10 protein-coding genes are annotated in these 16,845 nt (G+C 72.1%); 3 read left to right on the forward strand and 7 right to left on the reverse strand.

The window, feature by feature from the left end; genetic code table 11:
* Positions 1-3: 3 nt before the first annotated feature.
* The 7 genes from OG214_RS00920 to OG214_RS00950 all read right to left on the reverse strand — a co-directional run bounded on the left by OG214_RS00920 (position 4) and on the right by OG214_RS00950 (position 13,475).
* Positions 4-1,215, reverse strand: a complete 1,212-nt coding sequence (locus OG214_RS00920; RefSeq protein ID WP_405983399.1) for a peptidase M50 — start codon at positions 1,213-1,215, stop codon at positions 4-6.
* Entirely contained in the window at positions 1,212-2,360 is a 1,149-nt protein-coding gene (locus OG214_RS00925; RefSeq protein ID WP_405983400.1) for a lantibiotic dehydratase C-terminal domain-containing protein, read from the reverse strand. The genes OG214_RS00920 and OG214_RS00925 overlap by 4 nt, the downstream gene beginning before the upstream one ends.
* On the reverse strand, positions 2,348-5,119 hold the full coding sequence (locus OG214_RS00930; protein ID WP_405987399.1) for a lantibiotic dehydratase: 2,772 nt from the start codon (positions 5,117-5,119) through the stop codon (positions 2,348-2,350). The genes OG214_RS00925 and OG214_RS00930 overlap by 13 nt, the downstream gene beginning before the upstream one ends.
* Positions 5,120-5,358: 239 nt before the next feature.
* Positions 5,359-7,104, reverse strand: coding sequence for a nitroreductase family protein (locus OG214_RS00935; protein WP_405983401.1), 1,746 nt, complete (start codon positions 7,102-7,104; stop codon positions 5,359-5,361).
* A gap of 47 nt (positions 7,105-7,151) precedes the next feature.
* Positions 7,152-9,197 carry a TOMM precursor leader peptide-binding protein gene (locus OG214_RS00940; RefSeq protein WP_405987400.1) on the reverse strand — a complete coding sequence of 682 codons (2,046 nt, stop codon included), beginning with the start codon at positions 9,195-9,197 and terminating at the stop codon, positions 7,152-7,154.
* A 28-nt stretch (positions 9,198-9,225) separates the two neighbouring features.
* Positions 9,226-11,553 (reverse strand): TOMM precursor leader peptide-binding protein, encoded by a 2,328-nt coding sequence (locus OG214_RS00945; protein WP_405983402.1) that lies wholly within the window; start codon positions 11,551-11,553, stop codon positions 9,226-9,228.
* Between the two features lie 68 nt (positions 11,554-11,621).
* A complete protein-coding gene (locus OG214_RS00950; RefSeq protein ID WP_405983403.1) occupies positions 11,622-13,475 on the reverse strand; it encodes a BTAD domain-containing putative transcriptional regulator in 1,854 nt (617 codons plus the stop codon).
* Positions 13,476-14,277: 802 nt separating this feature from the next.
* Between OG214_RS00950 and OG214_RS00955 the strand changes: the two genes are divergently transcribed.
* The 3 genes from OG214_RS00955 (at position 14,278) to OG214_RS00965 (ending at position 16,658) form a co-directional block, all read left to right on the forward strand.
* Positions 14,278-15,075 (forward strand): HpcH/HpaI aldolase/citrate lyase family protein, encoded by a 798-nt coding sequence (locus OG214_RS00955; RefSeq protein WP_405983404.1) that lies wholly within the window; start codon positions 14,278-14,280, stop codon positions 15,073-15,075.
* Positions 15,076-15,413: 338 nt separating this feature from the next.
* Complete coding sequence (locus OG214_RS00960; RefSeq protein ID WP_405983405.1) at positions 15,414-15,869, forward strand: lamin tail domain-containing protein; 456 nt, start codon at positions 15,414-15,416, stop codon at positions 15,867-15,869.
* A 102-nt stretch (positions 15,870-15,971) separates the two neighbouring features.
* On the forward strand, positions 15,972-16,658 hold the full coding sequence (locus tag OG214_RS00965; protein ID WP_405983406.1) for an NADPH-dependent F420 reductase: 687 nt from the start codon (positions 15,972-15,974) through the stop codon (positions 16,656-16,658).
* The last annotated feature ends 187 nt before the right edge of the window (positions 16,659-16,845 follow it).

A 16,845-nucleotide genomic window follows, 5' to 3' on the forward strand; every position in this document is an offset into this window, starting at 1 on the left:
GGGTCAGTGAACTAGGTTGAAGTACAGGCCTGTTGCCAGGGCCGCCAGTATCAGCACGACGAGCAGGGCCGACCCCACCGCGTAGCCGAGATAGAGGGTGCGGGCCCGGCGCGGGTAGGCGGCCGCGGCCGCGCGGTCGCCGAGGCGCAGCCGCAGATAGCGCCCGCTCTCCGGCCCGAGACGGGAGACGCGCAGAGCGTGGCCGAGCATCGTGTAACCGTCAAGTGGGGGCAGCGGCAGCAGGTTGACGAGGGCCTGGACGCTGCCGAGCAGCAGCAGACCGGACAGGACACGGCGGGTCGGGTCCCCGGCGGGCAGCGCGGCCCACCAGGCCAGGAACGGCAGCAGGAAGAGCAGATTGGCGAAGGCCCCCGCGCCGGCCACCACGAACTGATGCCAACGGGTCCGCAGATAACGGTAGTTGTCCACCGTGCAGTACATGACGGCCATGGGCAGCCGCCAGCGCAGTCCGATCTCGCTGACGGTGCCTCCGTAGTGCCGGGCGGCGACTCCGTGCGCGAGTTCGTGCAGCGCCGTGCTGAGCCAGAGCAGCGTGAAGACCGCGATCAGCGCGACGGGCCGGTGGAACAGCCACCAGGTGTCGCCGGCCAGTTCGGGCAGCGCCGACGCGAGCAGCACCTCCATCGCCGCGAGGAGCCCGGTCAGCGGAAGCAGGAACGGGGCGCGCAGCACGGGACGCAGCAGCCGGTGGAGACGGCCCGTGGTGGCGTTCGCGTCGGCGACCAGCCGCATGGTGCCACGCAGCAGGGTGCCGTTGAACGGCCCGCTCGCCGTGACCGCCGCGGCCGCCGGGGCCGCCGGGCCCGTAGCCGCCGGAGCCGGACGCGCGGGCGCGCCGGCCAGCAGGCCCCGGGTGCCCAGCAGTCCGAGGAGCCGTTTCCAGTGCGGCTCGGCGAGGCGCTTGCCGAAGGCATCGGCGTACTCCTCCCCGATCTCCCCCAGGCTGCGGACGCCGTCGAGCCGGGAGATCAGGAAGTACTCCTTCACCCCCACCTCGAAGGCGGCGCCCCCTTCCGGGTCCTTGATCAGATGCACGGTGGCCGGGCCGTGCAGCAGGGCGGGACTGAGCAGGACGTCCGGGCGCAGCGCCGGACGGTGGGCGAGGAATCCGGCCGTGGAGCCGGAAGCGGTGGGGACGGGCGTACCGGCGGTGGGCCGCCGCGCCTCGGCGGAGCCGGCGGGTGAACCGCTCATGGGATCGCCGCCGGGGTGGGAGTGCCGGTGATGCCCTCGCGCAGGACCCGGCCCAGCACATGCGACAGATACGCCTCGTCGCGAATCGTCACATGCAGCCGGTTGTTGGTCATATGCATGTACGGGGAGAGCAGCAGGGGCAGCGCCACGGCGGGGTCGGTGACCGACTCGTCGCGCGTACCGTCCCAGGAGCGGAACACCAGCTCACCCCGGACGGCCAACTCCTCGGCGCGGGAGCGGAGTTCGAGGCAGTGTTCGGCCCAGCCGCGCAGAAAGGCGGGGAGCCGGCCCAGTTCGCCGGTACGGACGGCCTGCCGGATTCCCTCGAAGCGGCGGCCGAGGCCGGGAGCCATCTCCGCGTAGTTCTTGTCGTACTCCTTCGAGCCGATGAAACCGGTGCCGGGGAACGCCTTGTGCCAGAACTCGTAATAGCGGTCGAGATACGCGCCGAGTTCATCGCGTTCGGGCAGGAAACATCCGGCCATGACCATCATGAGCTGGGCCGAGGTACCGAGCAGCACGGTCCGCAGATGCAGATTCATGGTGCGGAAGGCGTCCATGACCAGATCGCTGGAGTGCGCGAAGTGCCATTCGGCCAGTTCGATACCGGCCGGGCCGCCGTACTTGCCGTACTCGGGCTCGTAGGGCTCGTACGAGGAGGAATTGTTGGGCCGGAGATTCATCCTGCCGTCCGCGTCCATGAAGGCGCCGCGGTCGCCCTCCGGGAACTCGATCTCGAAGAGGGTGTTGTAGAACTCGTTCAGAAAGCCCGAGTCCACCTCGTAGAGGGCGGGTCTGGCGCGGAGAAAGGCGCTGATGGCCTCCTCGGCACGGCGGCGCACCTCGGCGGTGGCCGTCGCCGAGGCGGGCTTGAGGCGCAGCCGGACATGCGGCCCCTCCAGCCAGTAGTTGATGAAGAAGTGGCCCGCCAGCAGTCCGTCGGCGGTCAGGCCGGCCACCAGCGGGCGGACACAGTTCACCAGCAGGGGCTGCGGGTTGGCCGCGTAGAAGATGTGGATGGCCTGCCAGTCGCCCGCGACGGCGGCCCCCGGGGCGATGGGGTCCGGGGCAACGGGACCCGGGGCGGCGGAGCCCGAGCCGGCGGGGACCGGGGCGGCGGCGGGAGCGGGGGTCAGCTCTGACATGTCGGTGCGCCCTCTGTACGTCGTCGGGTCGAGGTGAAGGTCTCCACGGCCAGCTCGGCGACATGGCTGCCGCGCGCGGACCGGACATGCAGCCCGCCCTCGGAAGGGAGCATCTCCCGCAGCACGACCCGGTCGTCGGGGTGTGCCGGGAGCGCTTCGAGAGCGGTGAGGGAGAGAAGGCTCCGGAAGTCCACATACTGGGGTTTGGCGCCCGCGCCGCCCCTGGGCCCGCCGGAGACGGTGGCGAAGACCTGGTCGGGCAGCCGGTGCGCGCGCCGCCAGCGCTGCCAGTCGAGGAACCACTCCTGGTCGCCGGTGCCGGGACGGCGCCTCGGCAGCGTCCCCGCCGTGGTGGTCCAGCTCCGCCGGCTCAGGACGACATCGCCGTGCAGCACTCGGGGGCGCGCGGTGACACCGTCCGCGGCCTCGCCCTCCGGGACACCGGCCCACACGTCGAGGGGCGCCATCGAGGTCGGGGAGAGCAGAAGCAGGGTGCGCGGGATCTCGGGCAGCGCGAGCGGCACGAGATAACCGAGATAGACCGGGACGACCTCGCGCCCGAGCCGGGCGGAGCGCAGGACCAGCCGGTCGGTGTCCTCGTCGTGCTCGACGGAGAGGTCGTCGAGCTGGATACGGCGGTCCTCGGGGACGGTGCTCGACTCACCGGGGCAGACGATCTCGTAGTCGGTGAGCGGGCTGTGCAGATTGAGATTGCTGGTGACCGCGCCTCCGGTGATCTCGGCGAGCACCGCTCCGTCGGGCGTGAGGGCGGCGGCGGTGGCACGCAGCTCACGGGAGAAGGCCTCCGCCTCCCCGGACGGACCCGGTGTGTCGTAGACATGGGTGAACCGGCTGAAGGGGAAGGAGAGTCCGCCGTAGGAGCGGTTGAGCACGATCAGCGGGGCGCCGTCCTCGCGGGCGAGCTGGAGATGGTGCGACTGGGGTACGAAGTCGCCCGCGACCGGGGCGAGTTCGGTGGCCACCGGGGCGAGGTCCGCCTCCCCGAGCCGGATCTCGGCCGCGTCACCGCGCGTCTCCCAGGCCTGTCGCATCCGGCCGATGAACGCCCTGCGCGCCGCGTCGATGGAACGGATCCCGGGGAGACCGAGCCAGTTCTCCTCCGGCACGTACTCGCCCCGGTCGTCGAAGGGCCGCCGCTTGCCAGCGAAGGAGAGGTACTGGTCGAAGAAATCCTCGTGGAAGTCGTGGACGAGCCCGAGCAGATCGTCGCACCGTCCGCCGCGCCCGTACCGCGCGAGGAAGAACCCCTTGAAGGTGACGCGCTGGGGCAGGGTCAGATCGAAGGCGGGCAGGATCCGTTCGACGGAGCGCAGCGCACCGCCGGCCGGTCCGGTCCAGGCGCCCAGAGCGCAGCTCACCGCGCGGCCCGCGCTGACGTCCTCGTACAGCAGCGTCTGCGGGAGTGTGGCCTCGGTCTCGCCGTCGGTCAACAGGGCCTGGGCCGAGCGCAGTCCGGCGCGCAGCTCGCGCAGCAGCTCCGCCCGCTCGGCGCGGCCGGCCGAGGGGAAGCGGTCGATGGCGGAGACGGGTCCTCCGAGGGCGGCGGCCAGTTCGTCGGCCCAGGGACGGCCGAGTCCGCCGAGCGCGCCGCGGAAGGAGCGCAGCGGATCGGGGCTGTGGACATCGGTGTCCAGACAGGGCACCCGCACCATCCCGAGCTGGAGCAGCGCCGCGACATAGGTCTCGCACATCTCGGGCTCGGCGTCGTGCTCGGTCCGGAGCCACTCCACCAGATCGCGGTAGCGCAGTTCGCTCCCGGTGCCGGTGCCGGTCTCGATCCCGGTGTCGGTGTCGGTGCCGGTGTCGGTGTCGGTGCCGGTGTCGAAGAGGGCGAGCAGCCGGTCCAGGGTGCCGCTGCGGCGCAGGAAGAACAGCCGGTCCTTGACCGCGTCGAAGGTGACCGCGGCGGAGTCGTCGCCCGTGGTGACCCACTGGCGTACATACCGGATCCGGTCGTCGTCGCGCTCCCAGCCGGAGGCCAGCCGTACGGGCAGATCACCGCGCCGGGCCGGGTCGGCGAGGATCAGTTCGGCGAACCGCCCCAGCACGACGACATTGAGCCGCACATGGCTCGACCACTCCTCGTCGACACGGACGGCGGCCTCGGCGCCGCCTTCGTCGAAGAGACCGGTGGCGACACCGGTGAAGGTGCTGAACGGACTGGTCTTGCAGGCCGTCCGGTACAGATAGGACAGCACCGAGCGTTCGATCTTCCGCATCCGCTTGTCGTACGGCACGCCGGAGGCGGCCTTGGCGGCATAGGCGTCGAGCTGCCCCTCCAGGGTCGGGGAGGCGAGCAGGAGTCCGCAGCGCAGCCGGTCCTCGGTGAGCAGGGCGCGCAGCGCGGTCCGGGTCCTGTCGAGATCGGCGGCGAGTAGCGGTGCTCCCTCGGCGCGCAGCTTCTCCAGATGCCTGCGGTCCCTGAGCCACTCCGCGGTCGGTCCGGCGGCGCGCGGGGCGAGCGCGGCGACCAGGGCCAGGGCGCTCTCGGGGGCGGCCGGCAGCCGGTTGTTGAAGATCTCGCGGCGCAGTGCGAGCAGTTCACGGCGCTGTGTGCCGCCCTCCCCGTCCGGGGAGACATCGGTGGTCCGTACCACCTCGTGCAGCAGATCGCTGAGTTCGGCGCCGCGAGTACGCAGCCGGTCCTCGGCGGCGAGCACCTCGTCGGACCAGCGTCCGCTGTCCTCGCAGCGCAGCGCGTGCACGGACTCGACGGGGAGTCCGGCGACCCGCAGCATGAAGCGCCGGCCGGGGCGCCAGTCGGTGTCGGCGGCCTCCCGAGCCGCCGTAGCCGCCGTAGCCCCCGCGGCCGTACCGGTACTCGCTGTCGTGCCCGCTGTCCCGCTCGCTGTCGTGCCTGCTGTCCTGCTCGCCGTCGTGGGCGCGCCCGTGCTCGTCGGTGCGCTCGTGCCGGCGCTGGTGTCCGTACTCGTACTCGTACTCGTGCCCGGTGTCATGGCAGTTCCCCCGTCCCGGGTCAGGCGATCTCGTAGCGGAAGTCGGCGGGCCGCGCCCGCTCGTTGCCGAGCAGCATGATGAGCAGCGGGTCCTCGCCCGTGCGGTCCAGGCCAAGTTCCTCGACGTAGGAGATGTTGTCGAAGCCGAGCGCGACGCCCGCGCCGAGTCCCAGGGCCGACGCGGCGGTGTAGAAGGTCTGGGCGACGGCTCCGATCGTGCCGTTGACCAGCCGGTAGCCGCGGTCCCCCACGGCGTCGAGGACGGCGGTGGTACGGACGGTGGGCACGAGCACGGCGCCCGCCTGCTCCAGGTTGTAGTTGGAGAGGAAGTAGTTGCGCTGGAGGAAGGGTCCTGGCGGGCCCGGCACCACCACACGCAGCTCATGGGCCGCGGGATCGTAGGCGTACGCACCGGGCTCGACGCCCTCGACATGGTTGACGAAGGCGTACAGCGTGACGAGCCCCGGGGTGGCGGGCTGGTCCCGTACGGTGCCGTCGGCAGGCCCGGTGTGCCCGGACTGCCCGGCCTGCCCGGCGCGCTCGGGCCGTTCGGCGTCGCTGCCGAGTGAGGCGGCGGCGCAGGCGGCGAGGGCCGCGGCCAACTGCCCGGTGGTGAGGGGCGTACTGGCGTCGAAGCGGCCGAAGCTGCTCCTGCGCGTCCGCAGTGCGGTACGGACGCTCACGGGCGGCAGTTCGGGCGCCGGCAGGGCCACGGTCACGCCGGTACCGGCGGGCGTGGCGTTGGTCGCCGGGGCCAGCGCGCCCGGCAGGGGCCGCTCGGTCGCGGCCTGCGTGGTCGCGGTGTGGATCCGCTGGAGGGTCTCGAAGCGCAGGACCGTACGGGAGCGCTCGGAGTCGGTGTGCCGGACGGCCGGCGCTGCGGACAGCGCAGGGGCGGTGGGCCTGGCGCCCGCCCAGGTCAGCGGGACGACGGCGAAGACGCCCTCCTCCTCGTTGTCCACCCCGAGCAGGCGGCTCAGCCTCCGCTCGTCGAACCACAGCGCCGGTTCGACCTTCAGCCCACGTGCGCGGGCCCAGATGCGCCAGGTCTGGAGGATCGCGCCGAGGTCCATGCTGACGGCGTGGAAGGAGAAGCTGTTGTACTTGAAGGCGTTCTGCCAGTACTTGATGCCCAGCACCAGGAACTGGTCATGGGCCGCGCCGACCGGGCCGGCCGCCCCCTCCGCCCCCTCGCCGAGTGCCGCGCGCACCTCACCGGTCATATCTCCGGCGATCAGCCGCTGCATGGCGTGGTGCGGGGGCGAGTAGTAGTGGATGCCGGGTGCCCGCGGTCCGCTGGGGCCGGAGATCCAGTAGACACCGACCGGGTACAGACCGCCGCCGGAGGCGGTGCCGCGTGACCAGTTGGCCTGGGCGTAGTGCGGCAGGGCCGCCAGATCCGTATTGGTCTGGACCCCGAGCCTGCGGCCGGTGAGCCCGTAGGAGTCCCGCAGCATCCCCGACAGTGCGTCCAGCGTGAACGGCCGGTCGGCGGCCGGTCGTTCGTCGGCCGGTCCTCCGGGGGGCCCGGCGGACGGGTCCCCTGCGGGCAGATCCCCGGCAGGCAGATCCCTCGCGGGCAGACAGCCGGCCGCGACGGTCGCCTCCGCGGGGTAGTCCGTGTCCGGCAGCGGAAACGCTCCGACGCCGGGGTAGTACTTCGCCTTACGGGGCCGGTCCGCCCAGTCGGGGACGAAATCGGCGGGCTCCATCGGGATCCGGCCGCGCTGCATGATCGCTGCCGCGTACTCATGGGCGTAGCCCACGGGACGCTCCTCTCTCTGCTGGACCTGCTGGACGCTGGACGGTCGGTTCACGGGAAGGGGTGGGGCGCCGGGTTGAGGTCCTCCGGCGTCAGGTCGCGGTCGCGCAGTCCCGCCTCGCGCAGGGCGGTGCGCAGCCGGGGCATGGTGCGGGCGCGCTGCCGGGACCAGCCGAAGTCGATCGGCAGGAGTCCGGGGACGAGCACACTGACGGTGTGCAGTCCCAGCGTGCGCTGCTCGGGCATGGTCTGGTCCACGACGACCACGTCGAAGCCCGCCGCGGTCACCGCGTCGACACACCGGCGCAGATCCTCGCGGAGGTCCGGGGAGGCCGGGGCACCGGACGGGTCGGGCCAGCGCAGATCGGCGACCGCGCGCTGAGGTTCGGCCGCGCCCCGCCGCTGCGGGCCGTGACCGTCCAGGAGGAAGTCCGCGTACCGGCCCATCTCCGGTATGCCGTAGACCAGCGGATGGTCGTGCAGGGCCGTCACCCGGTCGAAGTCCTCGGCCATGGCCCGCAGTCGCGGCTCGTCGCGCTCGGTGCGGCCCTGGAGGTTGACCGCGTCGGTGGCGATCTCGCAGAGCGCCGAGTCGAGTGCGGACTCGGGGTCGAGCCCGGCGCCCGCGCCGAAGCACATCCGGCCGGGTCCGCCGTCGAAGCGTTCCGCGACGGCGGTGACCACCGGGACGGGGAAGGTGATCCGGGTGTCGAAGAACCGCGCCCGGTAGCCGTACATCGCCAGTCGGTCGACCATGTGCCGGGTCGACGCGCGGGTGCTGGTGGCCGGGTCGATCTCGGGCAGGGGCTGCCGTCCGTACCAGGCGAGGAGGAAGGCGTCGCGCTCGATGACCTCCATCAGACCGAAGTAGACGGCCTCTTCCAGACATCCGCCGGAGGCACAGCCGTTGGAGCTCTCCTGGACGAATCTGTTCTCCAGTCCGGGCGCGTGATAGTACGTCAGCACCTCGGGCACGAGCCGCGGTGTGTCGTCGCGCAGGGAGTGGCCCCAGACCCAGGGGATCTCGCGGTCGGGCGCGAACGGGCGGACCCGTGGGTTGTCTCGGTGGAACTCCGGTGCGTACAGGCCGACTTCGCGGGGATCGACGGCGTCGGCGCCGAACTCGTCGAGCGTTCCGACGACGCTGGTGATCCGGGAGCGCGCCCGCATTCCGGCGTACCGCTCCATGCCTTCGAGTACGCCGATCCGGTTGCTGTGGCCGAACGAGTCGGCGTGACCGCCCCAGAACGTCTCGCGCAGATACTCCCCGGAGCGCATCGAGAAGCAGCCGATGGTCGCCGAGGTGGAGGTGGAGGAGACGTCATGGACCACGGAGGGGCCGAGCGCGCCGCACACCGGATTGGCGAACGCGGCCACGTCGATGGCGTACGACTCGATGGGGCGCACCCGGAAGGTGCCCGCGCGGTGCTTGGGGGCGGGCCGAGGTGTGATCCGGGCGTCCTCGGCGGTGTCGGTACGGGGGGTGGCGCAGCGCGGGCACTCCGGGTCGGGGACGAGCGGGTAGCGCCGGACCGTGAGGGTACGCAGGTCCACGAGCCGGATCTCCGGGAACGGTCCCTCGGACGCGGGGGGTTGGTCCCGCAGCGCGGTGAGGAGCGCGGCGAGGGCGTCCGCCGCGAAGGGGGTGGCGTAGGGCCACTCGCCCGCCGCCCTGGTCTCTCCGCCCAGTTCGAGGGCGTCGCGGAGCGCCACCGACCGTACGGCCTGCCAGCGGCGGGCCAGACAGCGGGAGCAGGCCGCGCCGGAGGCCGACTCGCCGGTACCGTCGCCGCCCGGCAGCGGCCCGACGACGGCGTGCCCGCCGTAGAGATGTACGGGGACGGCTGACTCGGGAGGAGCCTGCCGCGTGGTCTCCGGCCCGCCGCTCCGCGTGAGCGTCGGGACGGCGTACGCGGCACTCTCGGTGTCCTCGGCGCTCTCGGTGCGCTCGGGGCCCTCGGCGTGCTCAAGGCCCTCGGCCGCGAACGCGTCGCTGGTGCCGAGTTCGCCGATGACCGTCTCGGGGCCGCCGAGCCGGTCGAGGGCGTGCCCCAGCAGCTCCGCCAGACGCAGGCCCGCGCGATCGGCGGGGTCCATGACACCGGCCGGGCGCGTGGCGAGGGTGCTAGGCGCCACGGGATGCCTCCGTGGTGAGCAGTACCCGGGCGGTCCTGATCCCCGCGGTGGCCAGATCGGCGGAGCCGGTGGACACCGCCAGGGCGTCGCGTCCGGCCGCGCGGAGCCGGTCGAGCACCTCGGACCAGGAGACGGCGTCCCGGCCGGCGACGGCGGGCAGGCCGTCGGCGTCGGCGGCGTCGAGGGCCGCCGGGTCGAGGTCGCGCAGCAGCGGGTCCCCAGTGTCGAACGGCGCTGCGGAGCCGTCCCGTTCGAGCTGCACCGTACCGAGCAGATCGCGTACGGCGGCGACGGCGGCGCCGCGCCAGCCGGTCTCGCTGCCGATGGCCCAGCCGCCCGCTCCCCGGGCGAGCAGGACATGGACTCCGGAGCGCTCGCTCTCGCCCAGGTCGAGCAGTTCCAGTTCGACGTCGAGAACGGCAGCGGAGCGGAGGAGGAAGGTGAGTTCGGCGTCCGCGTCCGGGCCTTCACCGAGGGTCTTGAGCGGTATCCGGCTCGCCGGTCCGCCGCGCAGCGTACGGACGAGCGCGTCATGGGCGAGGGCGGAGAGCAGTCCGCCGGCCGCGGCGTCCGCCGCCGAGGCCCCCGCGCCGGTCCCGGCGCGGGTCGGTTCGTACAGCCGGTCGGCGTTGTGGGGGCCGAAGGTCCGCACCGCCGCCGCCGGCACGAGGAGCCGCTCCCCGGTCAGGAGCGAGGCGGCGAGGGTCCACGCGCTCACGCGCTCGCCGTCGGCGGCCGTCGCGCCCGCGGTCGTCAGCGCCCCGGGCTCCACGGCGCGTATCTCCGCGTGTGCCGTCGCCGGCCGGTCACCGGTCAGTACCCCCGCCGTGGGGACGACATGCTCGGTGTAGACCTCGGCCGCCGCGTTCAGTGCCCGTAGCCGGGCTCCGGCGACATGGTGGACATCGAAGGCGGCGATCCGGCGCGCGGTGCCGTGACCGGTGCCGAACTCGACGACGGTGGCCTTGAGCGGGATCTGGGTGAGCGGCTCGTCCGCGAAGCGGCTGAAGACCCCGGCCCGTGGCCGGACGAGCACCGAGCGGCGGTTCAACTCCTCCACCAGGGCGTCGGCGTCCCGGGCCGTGGCGAGCGTCGGCATCGGCGGTGTGCCGGCGCTCCCGGCCGTCGTGAGATCAACGGCCGCCACCGGTACGGCACTTCCGTCGGCGCTCACGGCGGCGCTCCCCTCGGTCCGGCCATCGGTCCGGCCCTCGGCGACACCGGCACCGACGACAGCGCTGCCCTCGGCGCCGGTGCAGAAGGGGCAACGGGGATGCGGCAGCAGGGGTTCGGCGGACACGTCGAGCGACCGCATGTCCTGGACGATGAGCTGCCCCGCGGTCTCGGCGGGCAGCGCGCCGGTGGTGATCCGGAAGATCTCGTAGCCGAGCAGATTGCCGATCATGGCCGCCAGGGGGCGGCTCGGGAGATCACCGACCGGAACGGTGCCGGGCAGCGCCAGCGCGTTCCAGATGTCGGCGGCGGCAGCGGCCCCGTCGTGGGAGCCGATACGCAGCGCGGCACACGCCCAGCAGCTGGTGGCCCCGGCCGTCATCAGCGGTCCCACCACCGAGTGATGGCCGTAGGACCAGGCCGGCAGCAGGGTACGGCCCTCGGGAACGCCCGCGCGCAGCAGCGGGAACAGCCGCCGGGGCGCCTCCGGTCCGCCGGTCACCACGACGATGTCGTACATGTCGAGGTCCGGCCAGCCCAGGGGCCGTCCGGGGTCGTCCGCGCCGAGGTCGAGAAGGGTCACCGGGCAGCCGTCGTCCGCCGCTTCCCGTGCCTCGCTCTCGATGATCTCGCGGTCCTCGCCGTCGAGTCCGGGCCGCACACCGATGGTGGCGCAGCCGTTGCGGATCAGACTGAGCACACACCAGCGGGCGACGAGATCGTCACCGAGGACGGCCACCCGCGCGGTGCTGAACCGCCTGAACCTCGCCTCCGCGTCGTCCGAGTAGTGGTCGGCGTAGGCGATCTGCGGGGCGTAGCGCCGGGCCACATCGGGCGGTGTGTCCACCACCTCGGTACCGGTCCGCGGCACCGCCCGAGCGAAGTCCCGTTCGTACAGGCTCTTCACCAGCTCGCCGACCATGGCGCGCTGCCGGTCACCGAGGCCCTGGCAGATGTCGGCGACCGAGTGCTCCCCGGTGAGATGCGGGACGATCAGTGTGGCGAAGCGGTAGGCGGACCTGGCGGTGAGCTGGAAGCCGCCGTCGGCGTTGTGGAACAGCACTCCGTCCGCCGTCTCGGTGAACAGGACGTCCCGGCGGATACGCGGACGGGTCGTGGCGACGGCTTCATAGGTTGAGCCCATGTGAAAGACACCCCTGGATACGTGGTGTGGTCAAGGTGGCCGGATCGTTCGAGGTCGGGCATCGCGCCTCAGTGGGGCGCTGTGGCCGTCTGGTCCCGGTTCCATTCGCGCGCCTGCCGACGCGCGTAGATTTTCAGCAGTTGATGGATGCGGTAGGGGCCGGGAGGCCCTTCTTCGAGCAGTCCCGCGTCGGCGAGACGCTCCAGCGCCTCCTCCGCCTCCGCGGAGTCGCCGAGCACGCGCGAGGAGAGCAACAGCCCTTCCTGGTGGCCGAGTTGGCGGAAAGCCTGCTGCCAGCGCGGCTCCAGCCGGTGCAGCGCCCTGCCGAACACATGCGGTACGGACATCCTCGGGTCGTCGGCGAGGGAGAGCCTGGCCGGCAGATCCTCGGCCAGCCAGGCCACACAGTCCTCGATGCGCAGCCCGGGGCGGGTGAGCAGCCGGGCGGCCGCGATCCGCAGACTGAGCGGGAAGTGGCCGCAGACACCGGCCAGTTCCCGGGCGGCGGCGGGCTCCGCGTGCACCCGGCCCGCGCCGAGGGCGGCGGCCAGCAGTTCCTGGGACTCCTCGGGGTCCAGGGTGGAGAGCCGGTGGACGGTGCCGCCGTGGGTGGCCACGAGTCCGGCCAGACCGCGTCGGCTGGTGACGACCGCCGCGCCGCCGGCCGCCGCCGGGAGCAGCGGGCGGACCTGGTCGGCGGTGGTGACATCGTCGAGGACGATCAGTGTCCGCCCGGCGCCGGCACCGGGCGCGGGAAGGTCCGTCATGGCCTCGGCCGGGGTGACGGACGATCCGTCGGGACGGGTCATGGTGAGGACGAACACCCCGCCGGGGAAACTGTCCTGGCAGTCGTGGGCGCTCTGGAGCGCCAGCGCCGTCTTGCCGATGCCGGGGGCGCCGGAGAGCACCACGACGGTGGCGGCGCCCTGGGATCCAGAACCGCCCGGGGCGCCCGGACCGTCCGAGGCCCCGGAGGTGAGGCTCGCGTTGATCGCCGCCCGCTCGGCGGCGCGGCCGGTGAAGGACGGCACGGGCGGTACGGGGAGCGGGACCGGCACGGGAGGGGCGGCGGGCGCGGGGGCGGGAGCGGGGGCCGCGGCGAGTACCGGCCGCGCGGTCCCCGCCGTGAGGGCCACCGCCGTACGGCCGGGAAGCGGCACCGTCCGGTCGACGGCCGCGGGACCGAGGTCGTCGCCCCGGAGGATGGCCAGTTCGAGCCGCTGGAGTCCCGGGCCGGGATCGATGCCCAGCTCCTCCTTCATCCTGCCCTTCACGGAGCGGTACTCGGTGAGGGCCTCCGACTGCCGGCCGGTGCGGTAGAGCGCTTCGATGAGCTGTTCGGAGAAGCGCTCGCGCCCGGGGTGTCTGCGCGCCGCCTCCCATACGTCGACCAGTACCTGGCGGCATCGGCCCAGCGCGAGCTCGATGTCACAGGCCCGTTCGAGCGCGCGCAGCCGCTCCTCGGTGAGGCCCGGCACCTCGTCGCGATGGAGCATCGGGGATGGCACATTCGCCAGCAGCGGCCCCTGCCAGAGGGTGAGCGCCTCCTTGAGCCGGTAGAGTTCGCTCTCCGCGTCACCCAGGCCGTCCGCCGCCCGCACCAGGGTGCGGAAGCGCACCAGGTCGAGTGTGCCGGCGTCGGCGTTCATCCGGTAACCGCCGGGCACCGCCTCGATGGCGCTGCCCGTGACGCCGTACTTGGTGAAGAGCCGGCGCAGCCGCAGGACACAGCTCTGGAGGGCGGCCCTGGCGGTGGCCGGCTGGTCCTCGTCCCACAGGGCGCGCAGCAGATAACCGGTCGAAACGACGGATCCGGGATGAATGAGCAGAGCCGCCAGCAGGCTGGCCGGTTTGGACGGTTTGAGGACAACAGCGTCCTCGCCCTCGGCAATGCTCAAAGGACCCAAAAGCTGGAAACGCACGCGACTCCCGCCCCCGAATCAGGACTCGGGTCCGCGGCGCGTGAAAGTGCCGGAAATTGGGCACATCGCATCGCCAGGACATCGCCGACATCGCCGGACAGAAATATTCCGCAATCTTCTTTGGTACAGACCTCTAACAGGCCCCACTATTTCCATCTCCCCCGTGACAACGCGATATGCCCGGCCACCTGTCCATTCGCTCCGCGTCGGTCTCCACCGACGCGCGGAAGGCAGCCAGAAGCCTTTAGCCGTGCTTTACCGGCAGATGAATGGATTACCGCGATGACATCTGTCGGGTTTCAACAATACGGGCGCCAAGAACTTGTTGGGCATCCTAGTAAGTCGACCGGGGAAAGTCGACCCTTCCGGGATTTGCATTCTCGGGCTGTTGGCCAATAAGCGGAAAGGAGCTTGAATGAGGGTGAATGGACCGGCCCGTGTCGGGCTGCGCCGCTCGCACCGCTCTGCCCGAAGTTGACCGGAACCGTAGCCGGAGACCGGAAAAGGCCCCGTGGAGCGCGCTCGCCGAGCGCGTCCGCTCCACTCGCCCGCTCGCTCCACTGGACCTCAGGGGATCCGCCCCGGGCAGGGCTTTCCGGGCGGCAGCCGCCCGCGGCCGGACCGCTACTGCGCTACTGCGCGGCCCAACGCCCGCGTACAACCGCTGAGTTCGCCGTCCTGCCGGCCCCGCCCCCGTCCCCTCCCCTGTCACGATGACACCGGCCGCACCGTCACGGCGTGGCCCGCGCCATGCCGTCGCCCCGCCGTCCGTGTCACCCCCACCGCCCCGAAGGAGTCCCTCATGACCCGAGACCAGTCCGGCACGCCCGCCGCCTTCGCCACCGCGCTGCGCGCCCGCGAACGGCTCATCGGCTACTGGTCCGTCCTCGACTCCCCCGTCTCCACCGAACGGATCGCGCGTCTCGGCTACGACTATGTGGCCCTGGACGCCCAGCACGGTCTGCTCGCGTACACCGGGGTACTCGCGTCGCTCACCGCCATCGACACCAAGGGGAGCACCGCCGTCGGACTGGTACGGGTCGAGGCCAATGACGCGGGGCCGATCGGCCGCGCGCTCGACGCGGGGGCGGCCGGTGTGATCGTGCCGCTCGTCGACACGGCCCAGGACGCGGCCGACGCGGTGGCGTCCGTCCGCTATCCGCCGCTCGGGCACCGCTCGTACGGTCCGATGCGCTCCGCGCTGCGTATCGGGCCCGACCCGGCGCGGGCGCACGCGGAGACGGTCGTGCTCGCGATGATCGAGACCGCGGACGGGCTCGCCAATGTGGCGGGGATCTGCGCCACCGAGGGCCTCGACGGCATCTATGTCGGCCCCTCCGATCTGCGTCTGGGCATCGGCGGGGCCACCACGAGCGACCCCGCGGTCGGGGAGCGGTTCGAGGCGGCGCTGGTGACGATCCGTGAGACGGCCGCCGCCGCGGGTGTCGCGGCGGGCATCCACACCCCGGACGGCGCGAGCGCCGCGAGGCGGCTGGCCGAGGGATTCACCTTCGCCACCGTCGCCAGCGATCTGGTTCATCTGGAACAGGCCGCGGGCAGTCATCTCGCCACCGCGCGCGGCGCCGGTGAGGCCGGGTGAAAACGGGTGAGGCCGGGTGAGGCCGGGTGAGGACGGTGCCACAGGTCTGGTCCACAGGACCGGCGACGGCCACCGCCTCACCGGCGACTCCCGCTACTCCCGCGACTCCCGCGACGGTCTCACCGCAGGCCGCACATCGCCCTCTCCCACCACCGACGTACCGTCAAGCGCCCTCGTCCGAACGCTACTTGGACCGGTCAGGAGTTCTGCGGGGCGTGAGCGTACTTCTGATGTGATTTCCTGGAAAGCAGTATTTCGCGGGCACGCACTGCGTAATGTCGGGTTCCTCGCGTCCGCCCAGTTGCGCGGCGCCTTCCCCGAACAGGACGTATCCCTTGATGCCCCGTGCCCGCACAGCCGGCGCTGCCGCCGCCCTCGCGGCGGCAGCCGCCACCCTGATGATGTTTCCCGGACAGGCGCAGGCCGCAGGGTCCGTGCACATCACCAAGATCTGGTACGACTCCCCCGGCTCGGACACCCGGTCCAAGACCAGCCTCAACGGCGAGTGGGTCCAGATCAAGAACACCACCGCCAAGCCGGTGAGCCTCAAGGGCTGGAAGCTCACCGACGCCTCCCGGCACGCGTACACGTTCAAGACGTTCACGCTGAAGGCCGGGAAGACCGTCACCGTCAAGACGGGCAAGGGCACGAACACGGGCACGACGGTGTACCAGCAGCGCGCCGCCTACGTCTGGAACAACGACAAGGACAAGGCCACCCTGACCCGGTCCTCGGGAGCGGTGCACGACACCTGCGCGTACAACTCCACGCGCTCCGACTACAAGAACTGCTGACAGCCGGACGATCCGGAGATCACTCCGTCCGACGACTGCTCCAGAAGCGGACAGGACACCGCGGCGGGGAATACCGCCGCGGTGTCCTTCGCTGGCAGGCGTATGAGCACTCTTGGACTGATCGGCAGTGGACACATCGGCGGCACCCTGGCGCGCCTCGCCGTCGCGGCGGGGCTCGATGTGGTCCTCAGCAACTCCCGGGGCCCGGAGACCCTGGCCGGCCTGGTGGCCGAGCTGGGCCCGCGGGCACGGGCCGCGACACCGGCCGAGGCGGCGGAGGCCGGCGACTGGGTGGTGGTCAGCGTCCCGCTGAAGCACTACCGCGAGGTGCCGGTGGCACCCGTGGCGCACAAGGTGGTCCTCGACACGAACAACTACTATCCCGGGCGCGACGGGCGGATCCCGGAGCTGGACGCGCGGAAGGACACCAGCAGCGGTCTGCTCCAGGAACACCTTCCTGAGTCGAAGGTCGTCAAGGCGTTCAACAACATCTTCTTCAAGCATCTCGCCTCGCTGGCACGTCCCACGGGCGCGCCCGACCGCACGGCCCTGCCGATCGCGGGTGACGACCCGGAGGCGAAGGCCTCCGCCACACGGCTGCTCGACCTCCTCGGCTACGACGTCGTGGACGTGGGCCCGCTCGCGGAGAGCTGGCGGTTCGAGCCCGGCACCCCGGTCTACGGAAAGCCATACACGCAGGGGCACGGCGACGTCCTCGACGTCCCGGCGGTGAGCGCGGACGTGGAGACGGTCCGTACGGCCCTGGCCGCGGCCGAGCGCGAAGTCTGAGCCTGAGCACGGAGCACCGAGCACCGAGCACCACCGTGCGGCGGCCGGCCGGCCCGCCGCACGGCGTCCCGAATCTCCGGGGAACCCCGGGAACCAGCCGTGGACAGCGGCCGACTACTGACAAGGAAGCGGTGATCAGGGGCCGGACAGGGCCGGGATCAGGGGCCGTCGAGGCTCAGGAAGAGGG

The sequence above is a fragment of the Streptomyces sp. NBC_00872 genome, from assembly GCF_045161915.1.
Classification (GTDB): domain Bacteria; phylum Actinomycetota; class Actinomycetes; order Streptomycetales; family Streptomycetaceae; genus Streptomyces.